Annotated in this window: 16 protein-coding genes; 7 read left to right on the top strand and 9 right to left on the bottom strand. The window is 35.3% G+C overall.

Annotated elements, in window-relative coordinates; genetic code table 11:
- The first annotated feature begins 84 nt into the window (after positions 1 to 84).
- From RB618_RS19110 to RB618_RS19080, 7 genes are all read left to right on the top strand, one after another.
- Positions 85 to 1,233, top strand: coding sequence for a FecR family protein (locus RB618_RS19110; protein WP_308070226.1), 1,149 nt, complete (start codon positions 85 to 87; stop codon positions 1,231 to 1,233).
- A 245-nt stretch (positions 1,234 to 1,478) separates the two neighbouring features.
- Positions 1,479 to 5,051, top strand: a complete 3,573-nt coding sequence (locus RB618_RS19105; protein ID WP_308070225.1) for a SusC/RagA family TonB-linked outer membrane protein — start codon at positions 1,479 to 1,481, stop codon at positions 5,049 to 5,051.
- Between the two features lie 18 nt (positions 5,052 to 5,069).
- Entirely contained in the window at positions 5,070 to 6,476 is a 1,407-nt protein-coding gene (locus RB618_RS19100) for a RagB/SusD family nutrient uptake outer membrane protein (protein WP_308070224.1), read from the top strand.
- Between the two features lie 64 nt (positions 6,477 to 6,540).
- The gene (locus RB618_RS19095) at positions 6,541 to 7,746 is read left to right on the top strand and encodes a TlpA disulfide reductase family protein (protein WP_308070223.1); all 1,206 of its coding nucleotides are present in this window, start codon (positions 6,541 to 6,543) and stop codon (positions 7,744 to 7,746) included.
- Between the two features lie 100 nt (positions 7,747 to 7,846).
- Positions 7,847 to 8,986, top strand: a complete 1,140-nt coding sequence (locus RB618_RS19090) for a TlpA disulfide reductase family protein (RefSeq protein WP_308070222.1) — start codon at positions 7,847 to 7,849, stop codon at positions 8,984 to 8,986.
- Between the two features lie 103 nt (positions 8,987 to 9,089).
- Positions 9,090 to 11,861 (top strand): pitrilysin family protein, encoded by a 2,772-nt coding sequence (locus RB618_RS19085; protein ID WP_308070221.1) that lies wholly within the window; start codon positions 9,090 to 9,092, stop codon positions 11,859 to 11,861.
- Between the two features lie 323 nt (positions 11,862 to 12,184).
- Positions 12,185 to 14,197: a cytochrome c biogenesis protein CcdA gene (locus RB618_RS19080; RefSeq protein WP_308070220.1), complete on the top strand. Its 2,013-nt coding sequence runs from the start codon at positions 12,185 to 12,187 to the stop codon at positions 14,195 to 14,197.
- Positions 14,198 to 14,249: 52 nt separating this feature from the next.
- On the opposite strand, the gene RB618_RS19075 is transcribed toward RB618_RS19080, so the two are convergent.
- The 9 genes from RB618_RS19075 to RB618_RS19035 all read right to left on the bottom strand — a co-directional run bounded on the left by RB618_RS19075 (position 14,250) and on the right by RB618_RS19035 (position 26,556).
- Positions 14,250 to 15,137, bottom strand: coding sequence for a DUF6734 family protein (locus tag RB618_RS19075; RefSeq protein ID WP_308070219.1), 888 nt, complete (start codon positions 15,135 to 15,137; stop codon positions 14,250 to 14,252).
- Positions 15,137 to 15,709 carry a hypothetical protein gene (locus tag RB618_RS19070; protein ID WP_308070218.1) on the bottom strand — a complete coding sequence of 191 codons (573 nt, stop codon included), beginning with the start codon at positions 15,707 to 15,709 and terminating at the stop codon, positions 15,137 to 15,139. The genes RB618_RS19075 and RB618_RS19070 overlap by 1 nt, the downstream gene beginning before the upstream one ends.
- 19 nt (positions 15,710 to 15,728) lie before the next feature.
- Positions 15,729 to 16,067, bottom strand: a complete 339-nt coding sequence (locus RB618_RS19065) for an SET domain-containing protein (RefSeq protein ID WP_308070217.1) — start codon at positions 16,065 to 16,067, stop codon at positions 15,729 to 15,731.
- Entirely contained in the window at positions 16,068 to 17,300 is a 1,233-nt protein-coding gene (locus RB618_RS19060) for a hypothetical protein (RefSeq protein WP_308070216.1), read from the bottom strand.
- Positions 17,300 to 20,839: a tail fiber domain-containing protein gene (locus tag RB618_RS19055; protein WP_308070215.1), complete on the bottom strand. Its 3,540-nt coding sequence runs from the start codon at positions 20,837 to 20,839 to the stop codon at positions 17,300 to 17,302. Before RB618_RS19055 ends, RB618_RS19060 begins: the two co-directional genes overlap by 1 nt.
- 144 nt (positions 20,840 to 20,983) lie before the next feature.
- The gene (locus RB618_RS19050; protein ID WP_308070214.1) at positions 20,984 to 24,085 is read right to left on the bottom strand and encodes a tail fiber domain-containing protein; all 3,102 of its coding nucleotides are present in this window, start codon (positions 24,083 to 24,085) and stop codon (positions 20,984 to 20,986) included.
- Between the two features lie 205 nt (positions 24,086 to 24,290).
- Positions 24,291 to 25,166 carry a DUF5977 domain-containing protein gene (locus tag RB618_RS19045; RefSeq protein ID WP_308070213.1) on the bottom strand — a complete coding sequence of 292 codons (876 nt, stop codon included), beginning with the start codon at positions 25,164 to 25,166 and terminating at the stop codon, positions 24,291 to 24,293.
- Positions 25,167 to 25,178: 12 nt separating this feature from the next.
- Complete coding sequence (locus RB618_RS19040) at positions 25,179 to 25,976, bottom strand: DUF5977 domain-containing protein (RefSeq protein WP_308070212.1); 798 nt, start codon at positions 25,974 to 25,976, stop codon at positions 25,179 to 25,181.
- A gap of 307 nt (positions 25,977 to 26,283) precedes the next feature.
- The gene (locus tag RB618_RS19035) at positions 26,284 to 26,556 is read right to left on the bottom strand and encodes a hypothetical protein (RefSeq protein ID WP_308070211.1); all 273 of its coding nucleotides are present in this window, start codon (positions 26,554 to 26,556) and stop codon (positions 26,284 to 26,286) included.
- Between the last annotated feature and the right edge of the window lie 19 nt (positions 26,557 to 26,575).

Genomic DNA, 26,575 nt, shown 5'->3' with positions numbered 1-26,575 from the left:
AAAAATGCACCAAAATGAAAAAAACTTTATCAAATTGTTAGGGTTTTGTTTTTTGGCTTCGTAATAATATTAAAAACAACTAAAATGACAGTAAAAAAGTCAGAGCGACTAATTGTTAAATTTATCACAAATCAGGCTTCTCAAGAAGAGATTGAGGAGCTTACGGAGTGGTTAAAAGAAGAAGAGAATCAAATTGCATTTAAGGATTTTGTAAAAACCAATTATGCAATTGATGCTGCTTTGAACACTTTTGATTCTACTGAGGTTAGAAAAAAACTTTCGGAGCGAATCAAGAATGAAAATAATGTTTTTTATAAACGGAGATTTTCATCTTATTACAAATATGCAGCGATTTTGATTGTGGCTTTGGGAGGTTTTTATTTCTATAAAAATTCAAGCAATTCTCATTCAAAACCAAATATTATTATTCCGAGAGAAGATGAAATTGTATTGCAGCTAGGAAACGAATCGCAGAATCTTAATGCAAACGATGCCAGAAACATAACCGATAAATACGGAAATGTAATTGGAAGACAGGAAAAAGGCAAATTGGTTTATACAAAAGCGTATTCTGATGGAGCGCTGGTTTACAATACCATCAGGATTCCGTACGGAAAAAAGTTTGAAGTGCAATTGTCTGACGGAACGCTTGTGCATTTAAATGCGGGAACCTCATTGAGATATCCTGTGCAGTTTGGTAAAAATCAGAATCGTCAAGTGTACCTTTTAGGAGAAGCTTTTTTTGAAGTGGAGAAAGACAAAGCACATCCATTTAATGTGAATACACAGAATATAAATGTTGAGGTTTTGGGAACAAAATTCAATGTAGACACGTATAGCGAAAATGTAAGTACCGATGTTGTTTTGGTTGAAGGAAAAGTTGCGCTTTATAAAGATCAGAAAACAAAAGAAGATCAGGTGTATTTGAAACCGGGAGACAAAGGTTCGAATCTAAAAGGGCAATCAAAAATTGCCATAGAACAAGTTAATACAGAATATTATACGGCTTGGGTAAAAGGAAGTCTGGTTTTTAAAAATGCTTCTTTTGATGATATTATTAAAAAACTGGAACGCCAATACAACGTTACGTTCATTAACAGAAATAAAACCCTCGGAAAAGAAATTTTCAATGCCCGTTTTGACAATGAACCAATCGAAGTTGTTCTAAAATATTTCAGCGACAGCTATAAGATTGATTATGATATTGACCGAGACAGAATTACTATTAAATAGAAAATAGAATAAAGAGAAAAGAAGTAAGACAAAAATAAAAAAAGAGATAAAAAGCAAGATTGAGAAATCTAAAATCAACAATCAGAAATCTAAAATCTAAAATCTAAAATAAATAGGCCTATGTAACAAAAATCCAAAATGAAAAGGATCGTTATAAAAAAACCGGAAAATGCGCCAACATTTCCCGGTAGAATATATGCGGTCAGTTAATTAACCAACCAACATTAAAAAAACATTTTAAAAGTATGAAAAAACTCTTGAACAGAATCAGGTTTGATAAGCCTTTTTTGAAATTTGATTTGAAAATGAAATTGACCACATTATTTCTACTGACTGCCTTAACAGTAATGCACGCCGGAACCACTTATTCTCAAAAAAACAAGATTTCTTTTAATGCCAGCAATATGACTGTTGCTAAAGTGATTGAAAGGCTTGAATATACTACAGATTACAGATTTGTTTACAATGTAAGATCTGTAGATTTAAACAGAGTAATCGACGTAAATGCATACGAAACTTCAATCGAAGTTATTTTAAACAAAATTTTTAATAATACCAGTACCGATTTTAAAGTATCAGGAAACCATATTATTCTGACGCCTAAAAAAATAGCTACCGAAAAACCGATTGAAGCAAAAAAGGAAGTGGCTGATTTTATCGTAAAAGGTAGGGTTACAGATGAAAAAGGAATGCCTTTAGTTGGTGCAGCAGTTGCGGATAATGGCTCTGGAAGAGGTGTAAATACCGATTTTAATGGAGAATATCAGATTATTGCGGTAAGCAGCGAAACTACTTTGGCTTATTCTTATTTAGGATATGTGAGACAGGAAATAAAAGTTGAAGGAAGAAGTGTTATCAATGTTGTTTTAAAAGAAGATGTACAGCAATTGGAAGGTTTGGTTTTAACAACTGGTTACCAAAATATTACTGCTGAGAAAATAACAGGTTCTTTCTCCAATCTGAAAGCAAAAGAGTTTCAGGAACAGCGTTTGAGCAGTATGGATAAAATTTTGGAAGGACGTATTGTTGGATATCAGGATGGTAAAATTCGTGGTACTACAACTATGAGAGGTGTAGTTTATCCTCTATACGTTATTGACGGATTTCCTGTAGAAAGTACAAAACTAACGCCTTATGCCACTATAGAAGAAAATGTACCGAATCTGAATTTAGAAGATATCGAAACAATTACAGTTTTAAAAGATGCGGCAGCGGCTTCTATTTATGGTTCTCGTGCAGCAAATGGGGTGGTAGTTATTACAACCAAAAAAGCAAAAGCTGGAAAAACAAATATTTCTTTTTCAAGCAATTTAACCGTTACGCCTTATAGAAATTATACCGGAAACCTAACGGATTCAGCTGATATTATTGGTTTAGAAAAAGGTTGGGCAGCAGGAAACCAGAATTTGCAAGGCGCAAATGCTGGGACTTATGCGCAATCATTATTGAATAATGCTGCATTTACAAGTTTAGGAATGAATACTTTATTGAATGGTTATGCAGGCAAAATTTCTATGGCAGAAATGAATAATCGATTGAACACACTTGGCGCACAAGGATATAAGTATTATGATGATATTGCAAAATATGCAAAACGCGATCAGTATTTTATGCAGCACAATCTTAGTTTAGGTAAAGCAAGTGAAAACAATACTTTTAATGCATCGATCACTTACAAAGACAATCAGTTAGAAGATATGTACTCTGAAAATCAGTCTGTGGGAATTAATCTGAAGAATTCTACTCAAATTAACAGCTGGCTGTCATTAGATTTAGGAGCTTATTTAAACTACGGAACAGGAGATACACAAAGTTATTTGGCATCAGCCCCTGGATTTAAATTTCAGCCATATAACCAATTGGTAAATAATGATGGGACAAATTTTGTTTCGACAGCTGCGTCTCGCTACAATAATTTTACGCTTCAGTCTATGCAGAATTATGGACTGTACAATATGGACATTACGCCAATGGATGAATTTGGAAGAAATCTTATTGAAAACAAAAACTTCCTAAACAGAACTTACGCAAAGTTTAATGTGAAATTCAGCAAAGCCTTTACATACAATGCAATGTTCCAATACGAATATGGTTCAGATCGTGCAGAACAGCTTTTTGGCAAAGATTCTTATTACACAAGAAAGAGAGTAAACGAATTGGTTACTATTGTAAACAATAAAGCGGTTTACAATCTTCCTTATGGCGATATTATAAAAGAAACCAATCAGTTTACAAACGCTTACAATTTCCGTCAGCAGTTAAATTTCAATCAGACTTTTAATGAAAAACACGATTTTTCTGCTATTGCCGGTATGGAAATCCGCCATACAAAATTAGAATTCAGCAATAATACCCGTTACGGTTATGATGCTCAGACTTTAGGTTTTACTCCAATAAATCAGGCAGATTTACTTAAAGTATACGGAGGAGTTTTTGGAGGTTATATGGTTCAGGACGATTTTTCATTAGAAAAAGAAATGCTAAACCGTTTTGTATCTCTCTACTCAACAGGCGGATATACGTATGACGGAAGATATACCGTTTCTGGAAGTATACGTATGGATCGTTCTAATCTTTGGGGAACAGACAGTAAATATCAAAATAAACCAACTTGGTCTGCTGGAGCAGGATGGAATATTGATAAAGAATCTTTCTTTAAAGTTTCATGGGTAGACGCGCTTAAAGTACGTGCTTCTTATGGTATTTTAGGAAATATTGCAAAAGATACAGCTCCTTATTTAACAGCTTATTACAATTCAAATTCGAATGTTGGAGGAACTCAGGGAACCGTAAGATCAAGACCAAATCCAGAATTATCTTGGGAAAAAACAACTACGACCAATATTGGTTTGGATTTTTCATTATTCAAAAGCAGACTAAGCGGAAGCTTTGACTTTTATAACAAAAAAGGAGAAGATTTATTAGCAAGCAGCCAAGGAATTCCAACAGAAGGATGGGGCTATTCTACTTATACCATCAACAATGGAGGAATGACAAATAAAGGAATCGAGGTAACTTTGAGAGGAACAATCGTAAAAACACCTTCATTCTCATGGGATGCTGCTATTTTGTATGCTAATAATAAAAATAAAGTAGATTTTATAAATGTAAAAGCACCAGTTTATTATTTACAGTTAGATCAAGCACAATCTTTTCCGCGAGTAGGAACAAGTTTTAACTCTATTTACGGTTACCAATGGGCAGGGCTGAACAACGCAGGATTGCCACAGGTTTATGATGCAAACGGAACAGCAGTAAAATACAATCCGGGGCAACTTGATGCTATTAAAGATTATGGTTCAACAGTACCAACTCACAGCGGATCATTCCATACTTCAGCTAATTACAAAAATTTCTCGCTCTCAGCACTTTTCATTTACGAGTTAGGACATAAAATTAGAAATAGCTACTTGCCAATGTTAAACAATAATTATAATAGCGCAATGGGTGGTTATGTAACAGATATTACAGTTGTAAACAATCATATTAGAGATCGTTGGCAGCAGCCAGGAGATGAGGCTTTTACAAATGTTCCGAGAGTAGTTTATGAATATGAATCCGATTTTAGTTCAGATTCACGTACTATTTATTCATACGCAGATATTAACATCCTAGATGCTTCAAATATTAGATTAAGCAACGTTTCATTGGCTTATCAAATGCCAAAAGAATTGATGAAGAGAGTAAAATTAGATGGAGTTCGTTTTAATCTAAATGCCGAAAATGTGTTTACTGCAGCAAAAAGCAGAGATGCCAAATTCCTATTGAATGGTTTCCAATCTCCAAGTTTTGTTTTTGGTGTGAATGTTAATTTTTAATTTTTTAAAGACTAGACGATGAAAAAAATATATAGAAATGTAGTGTGCATTTTAGCTTTAGGATTGACTTTTGCATCTTGCGAAAACTACTTGGATGATGTGCCAAAAGGATCAAAATCACCAACTACATTAGCCGATTTTGAAGCTTTTTTAAGAGATGAATACACCAACCAGAGAGTAGACGTTTTGCCAGCTTTGCACGTATTAAACGATCAGTTTGTAAACGCTGCAACTTTATCAAGCAATAGATTGTATAATGCAAATTATATGTGGGACGAAAGTGCAAACCGTATCGAATTGAAACCATCAGATGAAGGAACTTACTATGGAGGTTATCAAGGAATTTCGACTTTTAATTTAATAATCGAAAATGCTTTAACAACGACAAAAGCAACCGAACAGGAGCAAAGAGTAGTTTGGGCTCAGGCAAAATTATTGCGTGCCATGAACTATTTTAATGTGGTAAATTTTTATGCAGATACTTATGTGGCCTCAACAGCATCTACAAAATTATCTGTTCCGTTAATTACAAGCGCTAATATTAATGCGCCAAGCAAACAGGTAACTATTCAGGAATTATATGATTTTATTTTAAATGATATAAAAGATGCGCTGCCTTATCTGCCAAAAGTTTCTCAGACGGCGCTGCATCCAAATTTAGGCGCTGGTTATGCTTTCAATGCAAGAGTTAATCTGCAGATGAATAATTATGCAGAAGCTCTAAAAAATGCCGATTTAGCATTAGCAGAAAATAATAAACTATACGACTGGATTGGATATTACAATGCTAATAAAGCGGTAATCGATGTTCCAAATTCGTATACTACAACTCCATCTCCAATGGGATTCAATTATGTCGAAAATTATACGTTTCGTCACGGAAGTTCTTCAAATTTAGGAGCAGAATTTGACATTCCGGTAGAACGTGCACAGCGTTTTGAAACAGGCGATGCAAGATTTATTTCTCGATGGAAAATCAGAACAGTAGGTGCTGAGACTTCATACAGAAGAACTTTGACTGGAGCTTTCAATTTTGGTGGAATCACAACCGTAGAGGTTTATTTAATTAAAGCAGAATGTCTTGCTCGCGATAATAAAATTAGTGAAGCGTTGGGAGTTTTAAATACTGTTCGTAAAACACGTATTCTTCCAGCTTCTTATCAAGACATTTCAACTGCTGATAAAACAACAGCTTTGAATGCCATTTATAGAACAAAAAACAATGAACTGATTATGACACTTATCCCATATGCAGACGCGCGCCGTTTAAATGCTGAAGGAATTTACAAAGTTAGTTTCACAAAAGTAGTTGGTGGTAAAACATACACGCTTTCTTCTGATTCTCATTTATGGACATCTCCGTTCCCGCAAGGAGCAATAAATAATCCAGGAAACGGAACAATAACACAAAACGTAGATAAATAATAACTGTAAAGCTTCCTGATTAGGAACTCCGAAAAGGAAGCTTTTCTTAAAATATCAATCAAAAATGAATACGATTAAATATAAAATATTAGGACTGTGCATTTGCTTGTTTATGATTTCAAACAGCGGTCAGGCACAAAAGAAAAAAGCAGTAACTCCAGCAGCAACTTCATATTCTATTGATGGAACTATTGCAGGTCTTGAAGAAGGAATGGCAGTAAAATTAATTCCCGGAGCTACACATACTTCTGAATTGCCAGTTGCTGAAACAGCATTAAAAGACGGTAAATTTACTTTCACAGGAAAATTAAATGAGCCTCGTTTTTTCTATGTTGTCTTTGGAAAAAACAAAGGAATCATTCCGGTAATGGTTGAAAATTCAAAAATAAAGATTACCGCTGTTGGAAGTGTTTCAACTGAAGAAGGTCAATTTATTAAATTTAAAGATGTAGTAATTACGGGCTCTAAATCAAATGATTATTATGCAAAAGAAATTGCTTATAAAGATCAGCTTGATAAAGATTACAAAGCGTATCACACAAAAGAGTCCGACGAATTGAGTAAATTAATCGGTGCGGCAAGACGTGATAAAAATACAAAAGCGGTAGACTCACTTCAGAATCTTCCAGTTTGGAAAAAATTTGAAGCAGATGAAAAAGCATTTTTTACAAATGTCGAAAAAACAACATTAGCTCTTATTGCAAAACATAAAGCAACTTGGTGGGGGCCATTCTTTATGATGACCAATTTTAGCTATTTCACAGCAGAGCAAAAACCTTTGTACGATCAGTTTTCTGATGTGGCAAAGAAAAGTTATTACGGACAAATTTTAGATAAAGATTTGAATCCTAAATCTTTAATAGGAACAAGTATCGCCAATTTCAGTTTAAAAGATAAAGACGGAAAAGCATATAGTGCAAAAGATATTGTAGCAGGAAAAAAATATATTTTGGTAGATTTTTGGGCATCTTGGTGCGGTCCATGCCGAAAAGAAATTCCGAACTTAAAAACGGCTTATGCTGAATATGCCCCAAAAGGATTTGAAATTTTAAGCGTGTCGATTGATAAGGACGAAAAAGCTTGGCAGAAAGCGCTTGGACAAGAAAACATGCAATGGCACAATCTTCTGGACGACGATAAAGTAAGTAAGTCATTCAACGTAAAAGCAATTCCGGCAACTTATTTAGTCGATAGTAAAGGTGTAATTATCGGCGACAATTTAAGAGGTGCAGAATTGGAAGCGAAATTAAAAGAGCTTTTAAAATCTTAAATTAAATCACAGCTTTCAGTCTCAGTTTTCAGTCTCAATGAAAACTGTCGACTGAGACTGCGACTGAAAACAAAAAAAATAACAAACAAAAAAATATAACATGAAAAGTACAATCTTAAAATCAGGTTTATCGGCAATGGTATTGTTGACCGTGCTGAATTCTTGTTCTAAAAAAGAAGAAGGATTTACAATCAATGGCACAATCGCTGGACTGGATAAAGGAATGGTTTATCTGGAAAATACAGATGAAAAAGGAAATAAAAAAATTGCAGATTCAGCGCAAATACAAAAAGACGGAACTTTTACTCTTGCAGGAAAAGTTTCAGAACCGTTATTGCATACCATTAAATTGAAAGGGGAAGAATACGGTGCTTATTTTCTTTTATCGAATGAAGAAATAAAAGTGGAGGCTAAAAAGGATTCTATTTTTAAAGCTAAAGTTACGGGAGCAACTCAAAATGATTTCTATAAATCATTTTATGATAATGAGTTCAAAAAAATACAAAACATTGCAGGTCCAATTTACAAATTATCTGATTCGCTGACACAAGGAGGAAAAGTAAAATTAACTCCGGAACAGCAAACGGCAATGGATAAAAAATGGAAAGATCTTCAATCTTTTGCCGATGATTTAACCGATAAATTTATCAGAAAGAATAAAGATAAAATTGCTGGTGCTTTGGTAATTAATGATCGAATTGTTTCGTACGGAACACCAGAGCAGGTAAAAATGTATTACGGAGTTTTAACTCCAGAAATACAGAAATCGGTTTACGGAAAACAATTAAAAGCTACAATCGATCTTAACGACAAAACGGCTATTGGTGCGCCAGCATTAGATTTCTCGCAAACTGACGTAAATGGAAAAACAGTAAAATTATCAGATTATAAGGGAAAATATGTTTTGGTTGATTTTTGGGCTTCTTGGTGCGGTCCTTGTCGAAAAGAAAATCCAAATGTAGTTTTAGCCTACAAAACGTATCATGAAAAAGGATTTGATGTTTTGGGAGTTTCTCTAGACGACAAAAAGAAACTTTGGGAAAAAGCAATCGAAAAAGACGGTTTAACCTGGACACATGTTTCAGACTTAAAAGGTTGGAAAAATGAAGCGGCTGTTTTATACGGTGTAAAAATGGTTCCAACCAACTACTTAATTGGACCTGATGGAAAAATCTTGGCTAAGAACCTTAGAGAAGCTGAATTGCAATCTAAACTAAAAGAAATTTTCAGTAAATCATAAAGTTAGTTTTCAGTCGCAGTTTACAGTCTCACTCTCAGTCTCAGTCTCAGTGAAAACTGTAAACAGCGACAAAACTGAAAACTAAGAAAAATATCAACAAAAAATGAAAAAATACATCTTTCTGGGCTATTGCTCATTAGCTTTCTGCGCGCTTATTTCAGCGCAAAGTAAATCGGTTAACTTCAAGAAAATGAAACAATTAGACGGAATTGAAGAATATTTATACCAGCCAAACGGAATGAATGTTTTGCTTTTGCAAGACAATGCTTCGCCAGTTGCAACGGTTCAGATTGTATATCGTGTTGGCTCTAAACATGAAGTTTTAGGAAATACAGGATCAACGCACCTTTTAGAACATTTAATGTTTAAGGGAACGTCAACTTTCAATAAAAAAAACGGAAATACAATTACTGATGTGCTTCAAAATACAGGAGCACAATTGAATGCTACAACTTGGTATGATCGAACCAATTATTTTGAAACATTGCCAAGTGATAAAATCGAGTTAGCACTTCAAATTGAAGCTGACAGAATGCGTAATTCTTTACTATTAAAAGAAGATAAAGAAGCAGAAATGACAGTGGTTCGTAACGAATTTGAACGTGGAGAAAACAATCCGAATAGTTTGTTAGATAAAGAAATTTGGGCATCGGCATATATTGCACATCCTTATCATCATTCGACAATTGGTTGGAAATCGGATATTGAAAATGCTCCAATTGAAGTATTAAGAAATTTCTATAATACTTATTATTGGCCAGATAATGCAACTTTAACCATTATTGGAGATTTCAAAAAAGAAAATGTTTTTGAATTGATCGAAAAGTATTTTGGCAAAATTACAAAAGCGCCAAATGCAATGCCTCAGCCTTATACACAAGAACCTCAGCAATATGGCGCGCGTAAAATTACGGTAAAAAAACCTGGAGAATTAGGTGTAGTAAGTAAAGCGTATAAAATTCCGGGAGCTTTGCATGAAGACCTTCCAGCATTGAATATTTTGGCTCAGATTATTGGTGTTGGGCCATCAGCAATTTTAAACAAAACTTTTGTAGATACTCGATTAGGAATTTACTCGTACGCTGAAGCTACAAATTTTAAAGAAGTCGGACTTTTTACAGTTATCGTTGGTTTTCCTGCAACTTCAAAACACGAAGATATCGATGCTAAAATCAGCGAGGTTGTGGCTAAAATTCAAAAAGAAGGTGTTACTCAAGATGAGGTTAATCGTGTTGTAGCAAAAGTAAGTGCGCAGACTATTTTAGCTCGCGATGGTTCTGGAGTGATTGCATCGGCATTAAATGAAGCAATTGCATCTGGCGATTGGACAGATTATATTACAGGAGTTGACAGATTGAAAAAAGTAACTCCAGCAGATATTTTGCGTGTGGCTCAAAAATATTTGGTTGAAGACCAAAGCACAACAGGATATTTTATTCCGAAACAGGCTGGTGCACAAAATCAGGATATGGCAAAAGCAAATAATTTTATGCCTGAGAACGGTCCGTTTTATTACAGACATTCAGACGAAGGACATATTCATGAAGAGTCTTCATCTGCTCCAGCTTTAGTAAAAAGTACAGCAGAAGAATTAATTTCTGAATCAAGTTTAATCGAAAAATCGGCTTCAGCTTTTAAAAGAGAAAAAGTATCTGGAATTGATGTGGTTTCAGTAAAAACTTCGGCAAAAGATTTTGTAACCGTTGCAGCAAGTATTTCGTTAGGAAATTATGCCAGTGAAACTAAAAATGATATTATTCCAGCATTAACGGCTTCAATGTTATCAAAAGGAACTACGCTAAATGACAAATTTAAATTTTCAGAAAAACTGCAAAAACTAGGAGTTTCATTAAACGTAAATGCTTCGACTTTCAAAATCAATATCGGATTTAAATGTTTGAAAAAAGACTTAGATCAGGTAATTGCTTTATTGGCAGAAGAATTAAGAAATCCGTTGTTTGATGCCAAAGAATTTGAGAATCTTAAACAGCAGTTTATTGGAAACACACAACAGGATTTGAATGATCCAGGAGAAAGAGGAAGCATTGCTTTATCTCAGGCGATTTATCCAAAAGGAAATCCAAATTATAGTTTAAGTGTTGAAGATAATATTGCGAATATTAAAAACGCAACTTTGGATGAAGTAAAAGCTTTCCACAAAAAATATTTCGGAACAGCTTCAATGAGGCTTGTAATTGTGGGAGACACCGATGGAGCAAATTTAAATGCTTCTCTAAAAAAATCATTCAAAAACTGGAATGGGGGCGTTGCAGAAAAACTAAAATTTGAAGAAGCTACAAAAGCAGCATCAAAAACAGAAGTGGTAACCATTCCAGAAAAACCAAGTGCAGAATTATTCATCGGACAGTTTACAGGTTTAAAAAGAGCCGACGCCGATTATATTCCGTTTTTTATTGGAAATTACACTTTAGGAGCAGGTTTTGCTGGACGATTAATGCAGACTGTTCGTGATAATGATGGTTTAACATACAACATTTCTTCTGGTTTAGGCGGAAACATCGAAACTGGGGGCTACTGGTTTGTCAACGCTTCTTTCAATCCGAATTTATTTCAAAAAGGACTTGATGCGACAATGGTTCAGGTGGATAAATGGGTGAAGAATGGAATCACAGCCGAAGAATTAGCAAACAAGAAAACCAACTTAATCGGAAGTTTTAAAGTAGGAATGTCAACTACAAACGGAATGGCGAGAACGATTTTAAGTTTTATTGAAAGAGGTTTAGAGCCAAACTATATCGAACAGTATCCAAAAGATATCGAAAAAGCAACTTTACAGCAGGTAAACGATGCGATTAAAAAATACATTCAATTGGATAAAATGATTGTCATCAAATCGGGTTCTCTGGAGAAATAGTTTTCAGTCTCAGTTTTCAGTCTCAGTTTTCAGTCTTGAGAATTCAACTTTGTCAAAGTTTTAAACTTTGACAAAGTTTGCGATTGCGATTGCGATTGCGATTGCGATTGCGATTGCGACTGCGACTGCGACTGCGACTGCGACTGCGACTGCGACTGCGACTGTGACTAACTCTAAAATCTGCAATCTAAAATCAACAATTTTTAATAGTCGTCTTTCATTATTTTTCATTTTAGAATCTGAATTAGTAAGCCATTTTCTGTGAAAGACAAAAAGAGCTGTTTTGCCGACAGCTCTTTTTTTAAACATCAAACCAAAAAACAATGAAAAAAATCATAATAATAGTACTGCTGCTTTTTTCGGCAAGTATGTTTGCCCAAATGTACAATCCGGTAAAATGGTCAACATCGGTAGAGAAAGTATCAGATAAAGAATATATTTTAAAAGCTAAAGCAATTATACAATCCGGCTGGCATTTATACGGACAATACATTGAAGAAGGAGGGCCTTCCAGAACAGCTTTTACTTTCAAAAATCCGAATAAAAATTTCGAATTAATCGGCAAAACAACCGAAGAAAAAGGGCATGAAGTAGTTGATAAAATATTTGATATGAAAATTAAATATTTTGAAGATAAAGCACTTTTCACGCAAAAGATCAAATTTACTTCAGATAACATTTCAAATATTGAAGGCGAAGTCGAATTTATGGTTTGCGATGATAGCAATTGTTTGCCACCAACTTCGGAAGAATTAGCATTTAAAATTCCGACTGAAAAGAAACTAGCTGCTACTGAAGAAACAGCAATCGTAAAAGAAGATTCTACTACAGCTAAAACAGAAGAAAAAGCAGTTGTTCAGACAGAAGAAAAAGCAATAAAACCAGTTGTTTCTTCACAAAAAAAAACAGAATCTAGAGGATTGCTAACAATTTTTATTTTAGCTTTTTTATCAGGATTTGCGGCTTTGTTGACTCCTTGCGTTTTTCCAATGATTCCGATGACGGTAAGTTATTTTACCAAACAAAGTAAAACTAAAGCGGCCGGAATTAGAAATGCGATGATTTATGGTTTTTCAATCGTAATTATTTATGTTTTACTAGGTTCGATTGTAACGGTGATTTTTGGTGCAGATTCTTTAAATGCACTTTCAACCAACGTTTGGTTCAATTTGATTTTCTTTATTTTATTGATTGTTTTTGCCTGTTCGTTTTTAGGCGCTTTCGAGATTATGCTGCCAAATGCATTAGCTAATAAAGTAGATTCGCAGGCAGATAAAGGAGGATTAATTGGGATTTTCTTTATGGCTCTGGCTTTAGCGATTGTTTCATTTTCGTGCACAGGACCAATAGTAGGAACTTTATTGGTTGAAGCGGCATCAAAAGGCGGAATCGCGCCAATTGTTGGAATGTTAGGTTTCTCTATTGCAATCGCATTGCCATTTTCGTTATTTGCAGCTTTCCCTGGCTGGCTGAATGCTTTGCCAAAATCGGGCGGATGGCTGAATACGGTAAAAGTGGTTTTAGGATTTCTGGAACTGGCTTTGGCCTTTAAATTTTTATCGAATGCCGATTTAGTTCTGCAATTGCATTGGCTGGAAAGAGAAGTTTTCTTAGCGATTTGGATTGCGGTTTTCGGAATGTTGGCTTTTTATTTATTTGGAAAAATTACGCTTCCGCACGATTCGCCGTTAAATCATATTTCTGTCGGAAGATTAGGTTTCGGATTGCTGGTTTTAAGTTTTACAATTTATCTGATTCCAGGACTTTGGGGAGCACCTCTTAAACTAATAAGCGGATTCCCACCTCCAATGCAATACAGCGAATCTCCAAACGGATTGGGAGTTTCAAGCAATTCCGAGTTAAAAATAACAGGTTCACTGCCAGAAGGAGCAGAGCATGGGCCACAAAACATCATAACTTTTCATGATTATGACAAAGGAATGGAATATGCGAAAAAAGAGGGGAAACCAGTTCTATTGGATTTTACAGGATATGCTTGTGTAAACTGTAGAAAAATGGAAGAATTGGTTTGGTCAGATCCTAAAGTTTTGGGCGTTTTAAATAACGATGTGGTTCTGATTTCGCTTTATGTAGACGACAAAAAAGAGCTTCCTGAAAACGAACAATACGTTTCTGAAACAACAGGAAAAAAGATTAAAACAATCGGAAACAAATGGAGCGATTTACAGATTAAAACTTACAAAGCAAATGCACAGCCATTTTATGTAATTGTGGATCATAAAAGTGCGAATTTAACAGAACCGTCTGCTTATAATCCGAATATTGAGGAGTATTATGGTTGGTTACAGAGTGGGGTTGGGAAGTTTAAGAAGTAAGTTTTTTTGATATAAAAAAACCTCAATAATATTTTATTGAGGTTTTAATTTTTTATAGAGAAAAATTACGGAAATAAGATATGTTTTTCTGATTTGAATTAATCGGTTTATTATTTTTTTCGAAACTTAATAATTCATCTATTGATTTGTAATAATCTGGGTAAATAGTTTTTATATGCTCATTAAAATTAATTGCTATTTCTTCTTTGTATTTATCAATTAGCAAATGAAAATACCCTGTCTCAGATGCTAGTTTGTAATTTGGATCTATAATTGTGCCGATAGACATCTTTAGTTTATCAGCAATCACAGCCCAAAAGTATTGCTCCCAAACAACACATAATTTGTGAAGTGGAACAAGAGACTTGAACTTTTTTTCGTTTTTATCCATGAAAGCAAATACAGAATCACAGAATAACTTGTTAAATTCAAGATTGTTGCAACCGTAAATTCCAAGATTTACTGCGTGTTTTTTGTTAGAGAACCCAATAGGCAAATCTGTTCCATAATTTTCTAATAGCTCAATATATGGCATATAAGTTTTATGATAAGCATTTATAGTGAAAGGTTCGAAATTTTGAACATATAAATCATTGTTGAGTAGTTTTTGAGAAAGAGGCTCAAACAGAACTACATCTAAATCAACATGCAAAAAAGGTTCTTCTTGAATACTATAAGCTTTTATTTTGCCCAAAGCCCATGAACCTTTGTCATATTTTTTTAATTCGTCAAGATCTGTCTTAATCGATTCGAATGGCAAACCTAATTTCTCAATCCACACCTTGCTTGTGCTATCAGTTACCATTTCTACTCTCCCATAGTGTTTATAACTATTAAGAACAGACATTACCATAGAAGAGAGCATGAATTGAGCATTAAACCAATTGCTAGGTTTTTTTAATCCGTTGCCTGTATCCCAATAACTATAGACTATTTTCATTATTTTATATGAATAATTATACTATACTGTGGTCCACTTGATGTAACGGTTGCTCTCAAACTGCTTCCAGTACTTGAAAAATATCCGTTCGTACTAAGATATCCTGCAGTCATATAAAAGTAATTTGATGACGTTAAACCGGTAGTTGGCGTATATAAATCTAAAATAAACGTTCCATTAGAGAATATAAGATTAGTATATGAAGTACTAAAATTAAAACTAGCTCCACTAGCAAGAGTGGGTAAGGTAATATTGGCAACTGTTGTTCCGTTTGCTTTAATTGTCATATAGGTTGCGCTAATAGTATGTCCAGTATCGTTCCAGATTACTCCAGTATTTACTGTACCTCCTCCACTAGATCCTCCACCAGAAGAAGCTGCCGTATGATTATAACCTCTCCATTCGCTTATTGAAGCTGGATTTGAACTAGATGGTCTAGAAGGGCTATTTTGGTTAATTGTAGCATAAGAGCCATTTTCAGCAGCATCCAAAGATATAGATGTTGTCCTGGTTCTGCCTAATTCTACATTTATATCTCCCATTGAAAGGGGACCAGTTGTTGAAAGTGCCATTATAGTTGTGTTTGTGTTTTTAAAAATTTAAATCTGGAATATAACCAATGCATTCTGTTATAGTTTGATAATCTACCAGTATTTCTGTGCCGCTTTGAATAAGTGTTTTTGCGGTTAATTCTACTTTATCATTGTGAAGACATACAATAGTATTAGGTGTTAAGGAATGATTACAATATCTTCCTAAATCATCAGTTTCCCACCATTTTTTTTGCATCTGGTTTTGAAATAAGCATCGGGAGTTCTCGCTCATAGGTTTGTCGATTACCCAAATACCAATCGATTCATTAGGAAGAATATCTTGAATAGCAGTTATTTTAATATTGGTTAAATCTTCTCTATTGATTTTATATTTCATTTAGATTGGATCTGGTGGCTTAATATTATGTGTTAATACACCATTTGCAAAATAAGTATGAGAAGGGCTTAGGGTTAAAGGATATACTTTTCTTTCTTTTAGATTGACAGATACTGAGGTTACCGGAATGATCTCTTTAGATAAACTGTATAAATTATCTCCAATAACAACTTCACCAATTGGAATAAATTTCCAAGTACCTTCTCTCTGGATTAATTGCGAGTGAAAAGGAGTGGCTTCAAGCAGTCCGTTGTTTAAAATGATTGTTTTGTAGGCAATTTTTGGCTCAATGTTGGTTATTGGTGCTGTAATTCTGTTTTCTGATAAATAGTTACAAGACCATTTATATAATTCCGTTACATCATTTGTATCATTCAAAGTATCAATTTCTGAAGAAAGCAACAAATCATTAATTTCTAATGCTTCTATAGTTTTTTGTGAACCATCTGGTAAGGTAATTAAGGTGCCTTCAACAAAGCATACAATTTCACCTGTTCTCCAGCTTGCTGACGAAGAAAAATTGGAGTAATTTCCTGCGGCATCATAAGCTCTAACTTGAAAATAATACAAGGTATTGTAACTTCCAGTATCATAATATAGAGTGTTTGGACCTGAATATCTAGTAACCCACGTTCCATTAGCACCTGCTTTTCGCTGTAAGTTATAACCTGCGACACCTTTGTTATCTGTTGAAGCATTCCATCCAATAAAGATGGATGTTGTATATTCTCCGTCTCCGTCGTTACAATATAAACCAGTTGGAACACTCGGAGGCGTAGTATCATTGGCAACCACAAATTGATATACATTTGAAAATATGGAAGTGTTAAGTGCGTCTTCAATCATATACCAAGTAGTTACAGTTGGGATAGAAACACCTCTAGGCGAATTGGATCCAGCAGTACTGTTAGACCAAGGCCCCGTTGCAGAAGTAGTACTAGATTTTACCGTTAGCGTCGAAGGTGAATAAGCAGTACCAGCAATCGTAAAACATAGATTTCCTGAACTGTAGCTTGTGATGGTTATTGAAGGTGCAACTGCGGCATGATTATAACCATGCCATTCGCCTATTGTAGCAGGATTTGAGCTAGAAGGTCTGGAGGAACTATTTTGGTTGATTGCGGCATAAGATCCATTTTCAGCAGCATCCAAAGATATGGATGCTGTTCTTGTTCTGCCCAATTCTACATTTATATCTCCTAAAGAAAGGGGACCAGTTGCTGAAAGTGCCATTATAATTTTAGGTTTAAATGTTCAAGAATAAGTTTCATTTTTTTATCCTGTTCTTCAATCTGTGCCTGCTGTTTTTTTACTGCTTCAAATAATACAGCAACAGCATTTTGATATTTTACAGCTTTTGTTCCATCTTCTCGAGTAAGTACCAATTCAGGGAAATTTTCTTCAAGTTCTTGAGCAATAAACCCGATATTGTTCTTTTGATCGTTATCAATTCGATCATAAACAACTCCTCTTGAAGCTTGAATTCTTTCAATTACATTTGAAATAGGCCTGATATTTTCTTTAACTCTTGCATCAGAAAAAGCAGTAACATCTCCGGATACAGTTAAAGAAGCACCAGTAATTGCACCTGAAAACGCGGAATAAGCAGCGTAGTTAGAATCTGTTAAAACGGTTTTCCAAGATGTCCACCCAGTAGTTCCACTTGCTGTAGTATTTCCTCTAAATTTCATACCACTACCATCTCTTGAAATAGTCAATTGCTGTCTACCATCACCTGAAGCCATATGCAATGTTGAAGTATAGTAATAACCTGAAGAAGGAGCTTCTTCTCTTGCAATAGTTGAAATACTGCCAGATAGATTATCTAATTGCACACCCGATTGGAATGGAAATCCGGTAGAATTTCCATTTAAATTTCCAACAAAAGTAGGAGCAGTTACAGTTCCTGTAAATGTTGGAGAAGCCAGTGGTGCTTTTGAAGAATCAACAATAGTAATATTTGCAGAACCATCAAATAAAACGCCATTAATTGTTCTCGGTGTTTGTAATCTAGTTGCTGTCGCAGCATTTCCTCCAATGCTGAACGTTTGCGAGATACCTGTTAACCCTGAACCGTCTCCGGTAATTGTTCCTGATGTCCAGATTCCATCTCCAATGGCAGATTTAGGAGAACCATTGCTACACCATACCATTTGATGTCCACCAGCCATAGTTCCTCCTGATGGATTATTGGTATGTTTATATGCAAGACCATAGAGAGTGCCAAAATTTGAACCATCAATAGAGTTTCTATAAGCAGTTCCCATAGACCAAATTGATTGCGTTTTTGTTGAATCATAAGTTCCAAAAATGCCTTCTGAACGATCAGTACCGGGAAATATAATATCTCCGCTCATTGTTCCACCAATTAGTGGTAATTTTGTTGAATCGGCAATGGTAATGTTTGCAGAACCATTAAACGATACTCCATTAATTGTTCTAGGAGTCTGTAGAATAGTTGCTGTTGAAGCATTCCCCGTTAAAGCTCCAGAAAAAGTTGGTGCGGTAACTGTTCCTGTAAATGTTGGAGAGGCTAGGGGAGCCTTTAAAGCATCATTTCCATTTAATTTATTAATAGCTGTTAAAATTGAATCGGTCGCAGCAATTGTGCCCGGTGTAGAACTATATCCTGTCAATATTGAGGCAATTGATCTTGCGTTTGAAAAATATAAGTTGCCAGATTCAGGAACATTAGCTGTAGTTAGAGCTTGCCAAGTTTTATCTCCTCTCCAATATTGAGAAGCTGTACCTGCGGTAATACTATTTTCTTTTGTTGGATCAGTAATGGTAATGTTTGCAGAACCATCAAAAGAAACTCCATTGATTGTTCTAGGAGTCTGTAGAATAGTTGCTGTTGAAGCATTTCCCGTTAAAGCTCCAGAAAAAGTTGGTGCAGTAACTGTTCCTGTAAATGAAGGAGAGGCTAGGGGAGCCTTTAAAACATCATTTCCATTTAATTTATTAATCGCTGTTAAAATTGAATCGGTCGCCGCAATTGTGCCCGGTGTAGAACTATATCCTGTCAATATTGAGGCAATTGATCTTGCGTTTGAAAAATATAAGTTGCCAGATTCAGGAACATTAGCTGTAGTTAGAGCTTGCCAAGTTTTATCCCCTCTCCAGTATTGAGAAGCTGTACCTGCAGTTACACTATTTTCTTTTGTTGGATCAGTAATGGTAATGTTTGCAGAACCATCAAAAGAAACCCCATTGATTGTTCTAGGAGTTGTTAATTTCGTAGCTGACAAAACATTTTTAGCAGCATCGGCAGTATTATCTACACTTCCAAGACCAACATCGGTTTTAGCCAATGTTACAACGCCAGTTTTCCCTGCAACGCTGTCTACTGCACCGCTTGTAATGTAGACATAGGCAGATCCTCCCCAACGATAAGTTTTGTTAGTGTCTTTAGCAATATAAATTTTTCCAGTTTCTCCAGTTGCCGGAAAACCAGCTAGATTTGTAAATTCCAAAACATCATCCACATAGCTTGGCAGCTGTGATGTTAAAATAATACCGCTGGCATCAAGTGTTGCTACTCCATTAGCGGCGCCTTTTTCGCTAGAAGCAATTCTTGCGGTTGAATCTACAGCATTGATTGTAATATTTGCAGAACCGTCAAAAGCAACCCCATTGATCGTTCTGGCGGTTGTCAGTTTAGTTGCAGATAAAACATTTTTAGCGGCATCAGAAGTATTATCTGCGTTAGCCAAACCAACAGCAGTTTTGTCTAGCGTCTGCCAGCTTTTATCACCTCTAAAATACTGACTTGTAGTACCTGCGGCGATGTTTGCTTGTTTTGAGTTTAACTGTGTCTGAATACTAGATGTTGCATCATTAAAAGTATTTTGATTGGCCGTTTGAAATTTTCTCGATGCAGTTTCACTAATCTGATCGGCTGTATAATCTCCTGTTTGAGAGACAACAGCTCCGTTACGGCCAAAAACAGTAGTGACAGCATCAGGCGGAGTCAACAATTCTTGCCAATCGTTTATTAATGCTGGATTGGTTCCTTTTAAGACATAAGACTTATTCACATCACTTCTAATAGCCATATCTCCTGTTTCTGCAATTAAAGCTAACATGGCAGTTTGTGAAGCGGTTACGAAAGTATTTTTAATTGCAATTGAAGGCAATTGAGCAGCGATAAGTTTTCCGTCTGCTCCTAATCCTGCATAACCATTAACTGCATTTTTGTTTGAAATATTTTCAGGAGTAAATCCGAGAGCAGATTGTTTTGCATTCCAAGTGGCTTTTTCAGCATCAGAAACAAAACGATTACTTGCATCTTGTGCTATAATACTTGGAGCATGAGTTGTTGGATGTGTGTAGTTTACAAGTGTCCCCAGACGCGTAATTTCTGAATCTGAAAGAAGACTTTTTCCTGCTACTTTATCAACTTTATTGTTTTGCAACACTTTTCCCATTTCTGCAGATAATGCTTTTGCAGCTCCTCCAGTTGTAAGGTCATTTACCAAAATAGTATTTAGCGACGCTTGAATTGCTTCGATAGCATCGACTAATTCCTGAACAGTATTTAAGTTTGCATTATCAGAAGCAAGTAAAGCATTAATATTGTCAATAAAACCCTTTAAGATTTTACCTTGTCTAGCATCAAGAGCTTTGCCTTCAAGGGCATAATCCAATGCATTGTAACTGATATTCTTAATATTGCTAAACTCTAATTCGCCATTGGAGTTTGTAATTAAAATTTGATCAGAACTGTTTGTTTCTAGGTCGGATACTTTTATCCTATTATGATTTGTATTCATATGAATTGATTAAATTATTTAGTTTTACTGGTTTTAGAAAGAATAGAAATAAGCTGAAGCTTTTGCATTTAAAGCAAAATAGAGAGTTCTAGATAGGTTTTCTAATTAATTATAGACAGTAAAGGATAAGGAGAATTTAAGGTTCTATTCGCCAATTTTAGCTAATAAATAATCTATCTGAGCTTGCTGTTCTTTTATTGCTTCAACTAAAAGAGGAACTAGTTTAGCGTAGTTAACAGTTAAATAGTTTTCACCAGATTTAGAAACTTCCTCTCCTTCTTCTGTAACTTTTCTATCAAATGGAGCAGTAGTAACAACTTCTGGTAAAATGGCTTGTACTTCTTGTGCAGAAAGTCCGATTTGCAAATCAGTAGATTTATAGCCAAAGCTTTTTGCTAAGCGATTGTTCTTATAATAAAAACCATTTAAGGTTTTAACTTTATCAATAGCATTGGTAATATTGCCTTTTCTCGTTTTTAATCGTTCATCAGAATAGTAGGCTGTTATATCTCCAGTTGCAACAATACCGTTATTTACCAAAAGTTGTTTATTGCCATAAATTTCAACGTTAGTAGAGTTTTGCATCCAAATTCCTCCACCATAAGTAGAGCTGTACCAGCCTGATGGTCCACCAGATCTAAACCATCCATCGCAAGAAAATGAATTTGCAACTCCAGCATCATATCCGGCAGCAAATCTTGATCCTGTAACAGCTCCAGAAGTCCAAATTCCTGAACCAATAGCTGTTTTAGTAGTTCCTGCTTCCATTACTAATAATTGATGACTAAGCCCAGCTATTGACTGACCTCCAATATTAGAATGTGTCCAAGCTAATCCGTAACAGTTACCAGATGCTGTACCATCTGATGCTAATTTGTAAGCATCCCCCATCGAAAAAATACCTTGATATCTAACATCAGAATAGCGTCCAACAATCCCGCATCCATAATCATCATCAATGTAAAAATTACCATTCGAACGAGACGATCGATCAGAAATTCTCGAAGAGTCAACTCTAAGGCCATAAGTATTGGCACCATTCCATCCCATAAGAGAAGGGTAAGTTGTAGTCCAAGCAATTTGGGCATTGGCATTATTTACTGAAGTGCCTGAAGGAGATACTGATGCTGAAGCGTCAAAAATAGTATGGCCAGCACCATAATTATTCCAATTCATCTGATTGGCTATTGTAGCAGTACTGGCATTTCCTGATAATGGTCCTGCAAAGTTTGATCCAGTAAATACTCCTGTTGCGCTAATGCTTGCAATGTTTGAACTTTCAGAACGAAATATCCATCCTCGATTAGTAGCGCCTGCCATGGTAAAATAGGTTGCCCAATCTCCACCGACAGATCCATGGCCACCATAGTTTGATGTTGTAGCAAACATTAAGCCATAAGAAGGCATACTATTTGTCGCGCCACCATATAAAGAAAGACCTTGACCAGAACCATTAGTTTGATTGACGCCCAAAGCAGAACTTGTAGTTAGACCAGATGTTAAGAAATCACCATTAGTAGCAAAAATAAATTTTGAACCCGCATTTGTTGCATTTCCAAAATGGATTCCAATTGAATCTGCTCCATTTTGACCAGCTGATCCCTGAAAATAACTTAATCCATATCCGTCAGCATTGCCAAAAGACCAAATTCTATTTCTGGTATTGGTTGCATAACTGGCAGTTTGAAAACCAAGACCAGAAGATACTATGCCAGAAAATGCTGAATATGTGGCATAATTGGCATCGGATAAAAATCTTCCCCAATCTCCCCAAGTATTTGCATCTCCGTTATGTGTTCTAAATCTAACGTCTGCTATTCCTGATCCATAATTTGAATTTAATTGTAAGCTATATCCTCCGGAACCAAAGTGTATTAATTGACCACTTAAAGGACAATTATTTGCATATGAGAATCCAGATTTATTCTCTCCAATAGTGTTCGCATCATAGCCAGGAGCATTAACCCAACCATCATACCACCTATTTGTTGCAGTAGTAGCTAATCCTAAAGAATTTATAAAATTTGCAGGTGTATAGTATCTCAAGTATTGATCATCAGATGCATAAATTCTATTGATTGGAGTTGCTCCGCTGTCTCCAGAAACAGTATTAATCCATCCTGCCTGGATATAACCGTTGGCATCTGTTCTTACAATTTTATTCGGTTCATTGTTTGTTGACGAATGAACAGCTAATCCGCCTGCAGTATTTGCATTTCCTGTTACATTAATACTCCAAGTGCCTGAAGCTCCTGAACCAGTTGTAGAAGCTTTGGAATTTAATTGTGTCTGAATCGAGCTTGTCGCATCATTAAATGCTTGTTGAGTTGCAGACTGAAATTTTCTTGATGCTGTTTCAGTAATTTGATCTGCATTGTAATCACCAGCTTGAGCCGTAACCGCGCCATTTCTTCCAAAAACTTTTGTTACTTCACTAGTAGGAGATAATAATTCCTGCCAATCATTTAAAATAGCTGAATTTGAGCCTTTTAAAATAAACGATTTACTTAAATCGGTTCTTACTGCAATATCTCCTGTTTCTGCAATTAATGCTAACATTGCAGCTTCTGAAGCTACAACGAAAGTATCATTTACTGTAATGGTGGGAAGTTGAGAAGAGATTAATTTTCCATCTGCTCCTAAACCAGCATAACCATTGGCAATATTTTTATTCGAAGCATTTTCAGGAGTAAATCCCAAAGAACCTTGTTTTGCGTTCCAATTTGCTTTTTCAGTATCAGAAACAAATCGGTTTTCTGAATCTTGTGCAATAATGTTTGGAGTATGAGTAGTAGGATGCACATAATTTGATAGTGTCGCCAGACGAGTAATCTCACTGTCAGAAATTAAGCTTTTTCCAGCAACTTTATCGACTTTATTGGTTTGCAGAGTTTTTCCCATTTCAGCCGATAGAGCTTTTGTAGAGCCTCCAGTACTTAAATCATTTACTACTATTGTGCTTAAAGAACTGCGGACTGCTTCAATAGCATCTCCTAATTTTTGAAGCGTATTTAAATCGATATTATCAGAAGCAAGCAATTCGTTTGCATCATCAATTAAATCTTTTAAGATTTTTCCTTGTCTGGCATCCAAAGCTTTGCCTGGAACAATATAATCAAGGGAGTTGTAACTGATATCGTTTATGTCAGTAAATTCTAACTCACCATCGGTATTGGTTATTAAAATTTTATCGGGGTCGCTTGTTTCTAAGTCGGAGACTTTTATTCTGTTATGATTTGTATCCATTTTTTGTTTATTGATAATTGCTGTGTATTTAAAACCTTCTTTTGAAATGATATACACGTAAATCCAAATTCTACATTCTTTTTTTTGACTAAAGATTATTTTAAGGTCAATTTCAAAAAAGAATTTTTTGTAGAATTTGGATTAAATACTTTGTAGAGTTTGTAAAAGAAGAAACGATTTTTATTCATTAAGATGACGTTCTGCTTTAATTATCATTATGCATCGCTTCTTTATAGTTGTGAGTTAAAATTCCATTTGCAAAATAGGTGTGAAATGGATTCAAAGTCATTGGATAGATGTTTCGTTTTTCTAAATTCACAGTTACAGAAGTAACAGGAATAATTTCGCTATCTATCGCGTATAAATTATCTCCAACCACTATATCTCCCAAAGGAATAAATCTCCAAAATCCATTGCGTTGAATTAACTGTAGGTGAGTAGGAGTGGCCTCCAATAATCCTTCATTGACAATAATTGTTTTGTCGGTAACTTGTTTTGCAATTTTTGTAATAGGCGATATGATTCTGTTTTCAGATAAATGTTTGCATGACCATTTATACAATTCATTAGGAATATTGGTATCGTTAAGCGTTTCAATTTCCGTAGAAAGCAATAATTCGTCAAGAATAAGTTTTTCAATTGCTTTTCTTGTTCCGTCAGGTAACGTGATTAGAGTGCCTTCAACAAAACATCCACTTCCGCCACCTCCACCGCCAGAGGCTGGAGTGACTTCGCATGTTCCTGCCATATTTGCATGAGCCTGTACGTTTGCTGCTAACCACGCATCTGCTTGAGCATTGGCATCTGCAAGACTTACGGTAGAGACAAATTGATTTGGAAGAGCAGTAAGTGTGACGGTGCTTCCGCTGTATCCTGTTCCGCAATTGTTTTTTTTTGCGCTTAATTTTTTTTCTACGCTATAGTATCTTATGCTAGGAGCACATGTGGTAGTATCTAAAACGGGTGCAATATAATCAGGATCTGTAACTACATTTGGTTTCGTTGGCTGTCCTGTTGGGCTTCCGTCATCAATATAATATAATTCGAGCGCCCCAAAAGATTTGTATCCTGTATTTCCCATACGTTTGTTTTTTTAATATTTAATTACGATTTTTCCTGTAGACGAGTCTTTAATGTAGGTAACGTATCCGAGGTTTGTGACAGCTTCAATGTTTTTAGCCAAATTGGTTCCTTGAATTGGTACTTTTTTAGAAAAGTTCTTTTTATCGATCAGAGTTCCGCCAACATTAATGATGTCGTAACCTGATTTTTGCATTGTTCCACCGAGATACGTAACTATTTCTACATCTATATTTCCTGTTTCGACAGTTCTATACCATGAGCCGGCCATTCTTATCTGAACGGTATTTAAAGTAGGGTAGTCTCTTGTAATTTTACTGAAATTCACAAGACAGCTTTCAACACCATTTGCTTGTGTATTATCGCCAGCCCACATGATGTACGAATCTTCAGCTTGGGCATTTATTGGGATTTCGTTATTAAATCCATGCCCCCATCCCATCCATTTATTATCTAAAGAGGTTCCTGAATTAATAATTCCGGTATATGTGTCGAAATCTTGTCCTGCTCCTAATGCCCATTTATATCTAATAACCATGTAGTTAAAAGGTGCTAAGTTTACATCAGGTTCAACAACACAAGACGGATTTACTCCTCTCCAGGCTGTAATTCTGCACGAACCTACATTATTGGCATAGGCCTGAACATTCGCAGCTAACCATGCATCAGCTTTTGAATTGGCGTCTTCAACACTTACTGTAGACACGAATTGGTTTGCGTTTGCAGTTAGAGTAACGGAAGTTCCCATGACTCCGGCAGCGCAATCATTTTTTGCCACAGTCAATGACTTGGCTATATTGTAATATTCCATACTTTGTTTATAATTGATTATGATTTGTCTCAACTTAGAGAAGGATTGCGTTAAGCAAAAACTAAGTTTGATGAGGTGAAAAGCAATTTTTTACGCTTTTTGACTTCACCTTTTTTTAAGTGCTATTAATTTATTTTTATTGCTGTAAAATTGAATTTTAAAAAAGCAATGAGTTAAAAAAAGCAGGTTGTCTAGAAGTAAGTAGACGAAAAATGCGATAGGAGAGTATTATAGCCAATAGGAACCACGCCAGAAGGCTCGTAAATTTGTGGTTCCTAAATAACTATCTAAAGATTATGGTCAAGAATTATTCTTGTTCTTGTTTTACAATTTCGCCGGTTTCAATGTTCACACGAATATCTCCGTGCTCATCCTTAATTGCTTTTTCCAACTCATTGAAGTTTTGCTGCTGAACGGCAATCTGACTTAAAATATCTGCTTTTTGAAACTCATACTGAATAGACAATTCTCCTAACGATAATCTAGCCTTATCCATAAAGACATTAAAGTCTTGTAATTTCTTTAATTGTTCTGCGTTGATTGTTTTTGCTTCTTCTTTGTTGATTGTTACGTTTTCCATTTTTTTATTTGTTTTAATG

This window comes from Flavobacterium sp. LHD-85 (assembly GCF_030929595.1).
GTDB lineage: Bacteria > Bacteroidota > Bacteroidia > Flavobacteriales > Flavobacteriaceae > Flavobacterium.
The sequence above is the reverse complement of the archived record's forward strand: the minus strand, read 5'-3'. Positions and strand labels throughout refer to the sequence as shown.

Bases quoted from the DNA above. Each gene is read 5' to 3' on its own strand.
- RB618_RS19080 (WP_308070220.1), top strand. From the start codon at position 12,185: ATGAAAAAAATCATAATAATAGTACTGCTGCTTTTTTCGGCAAGTATG.
- RB618_RS19045 (WP_308070213.1), bottom strand. From the start codon at position 25,166: ATGGGAAATACAGGATACAAATCTTTTGGGGCGCTCGAATTATATTAT.
- RB618_RS19090 (WP_308070222.1), top strand. From the start codon at position 7,847: ATGAAAAGTACAATCTTAAAATCAGGTTTATCGGCAATGGTATTGTTG.
- RB618_RS19075 (WP_308070219.1), bottom strand. From the start codon at position 15,137: ATGAAAATAGTCTATAGTTATTGGGATACAGGCAACGGATTAAAAAAA.
- RB618_RS19040 (WP_308070212.1), bottom strand. From the start codon at position 25,976: ATGGAATATTACAATATAGCCAAGTCATTGACTGTGGCAAAAAATGAT.
- RB618_RS19105 (WP_308070225.1), top strand. From the start codon at position 1,479: ATGAAAAAACTCTTGAACAGAATCAGGTTTGATAAGCCTTTTTTGAAA.
- RB618_RS19095 (WP_308070223.1), top strand. From the start codon at position 6,541: ATGAATACGATTAAATATAAAATATTAGGACTGTGCATTTGCTTGTTT.
- RB618_RS19035 (WP_308070211.1), bottom strand. From the start codon at position 26,556: ATGGAAAACGTAACAATCAACAAAGAAGAAGCAAAAACAATCAACGCA.
- RB618_RS19070 (WP_308070218.1), bottom strand. From the start codon at position 15,709: ATGGCACTTTCAACAACTGGTCCCCTTTCAATGGGAGATATAAATGTA.
- RB618_RS19100 (WP_308070224.1), top strand. From the start codon at position 5,070: ATGAAAAAAATATATAGAAATGTAGTGTGCATTTTAGCTTTAGGATTG.
- RB618_RS19060 (WP_308070216.1), bottom strand. From the start codon at position 17,300: ATGGCACTTTCAGCAACTGGTCCCCTTTCTTTAGGAGATATAAATGTA.
- RB618_RS19085 (WP_308070221.1), top strand. From the start codon at position 9,090: ATGAAAAAATACATCTTTCTGGGCTATTGCTCATTAGCTTTCTGCGCG.
- RB618_RS19055 (WP_308070215.1), bottom strand. From the start codon at position 20,839: ATGAATACAAATCATAATAGGATAAAAGTATCCGACCTAGAAACAAAC.
- RB618_RS19065 (WP_308070217.1), bottom strand. From the start codon at position 16,067: ATGAAATATAAAATCAATAGAGAAGATTTAACCAATATTAAAATAACT.
- RB618_RS19110 (WP_308070226.1), top strand. From the start codon at position 85: ATGACAGTAAAAAAGTCAGAGCGACTAATTGTTAAATTTATCACAAAT.
- RB618_RS19050 (WP_308070214.1), bottom strand. From the start codon at position 24,085: ATGGATACAAATCATAACAGAATAAAAGTCTCCGACTTAGAAACAAGC.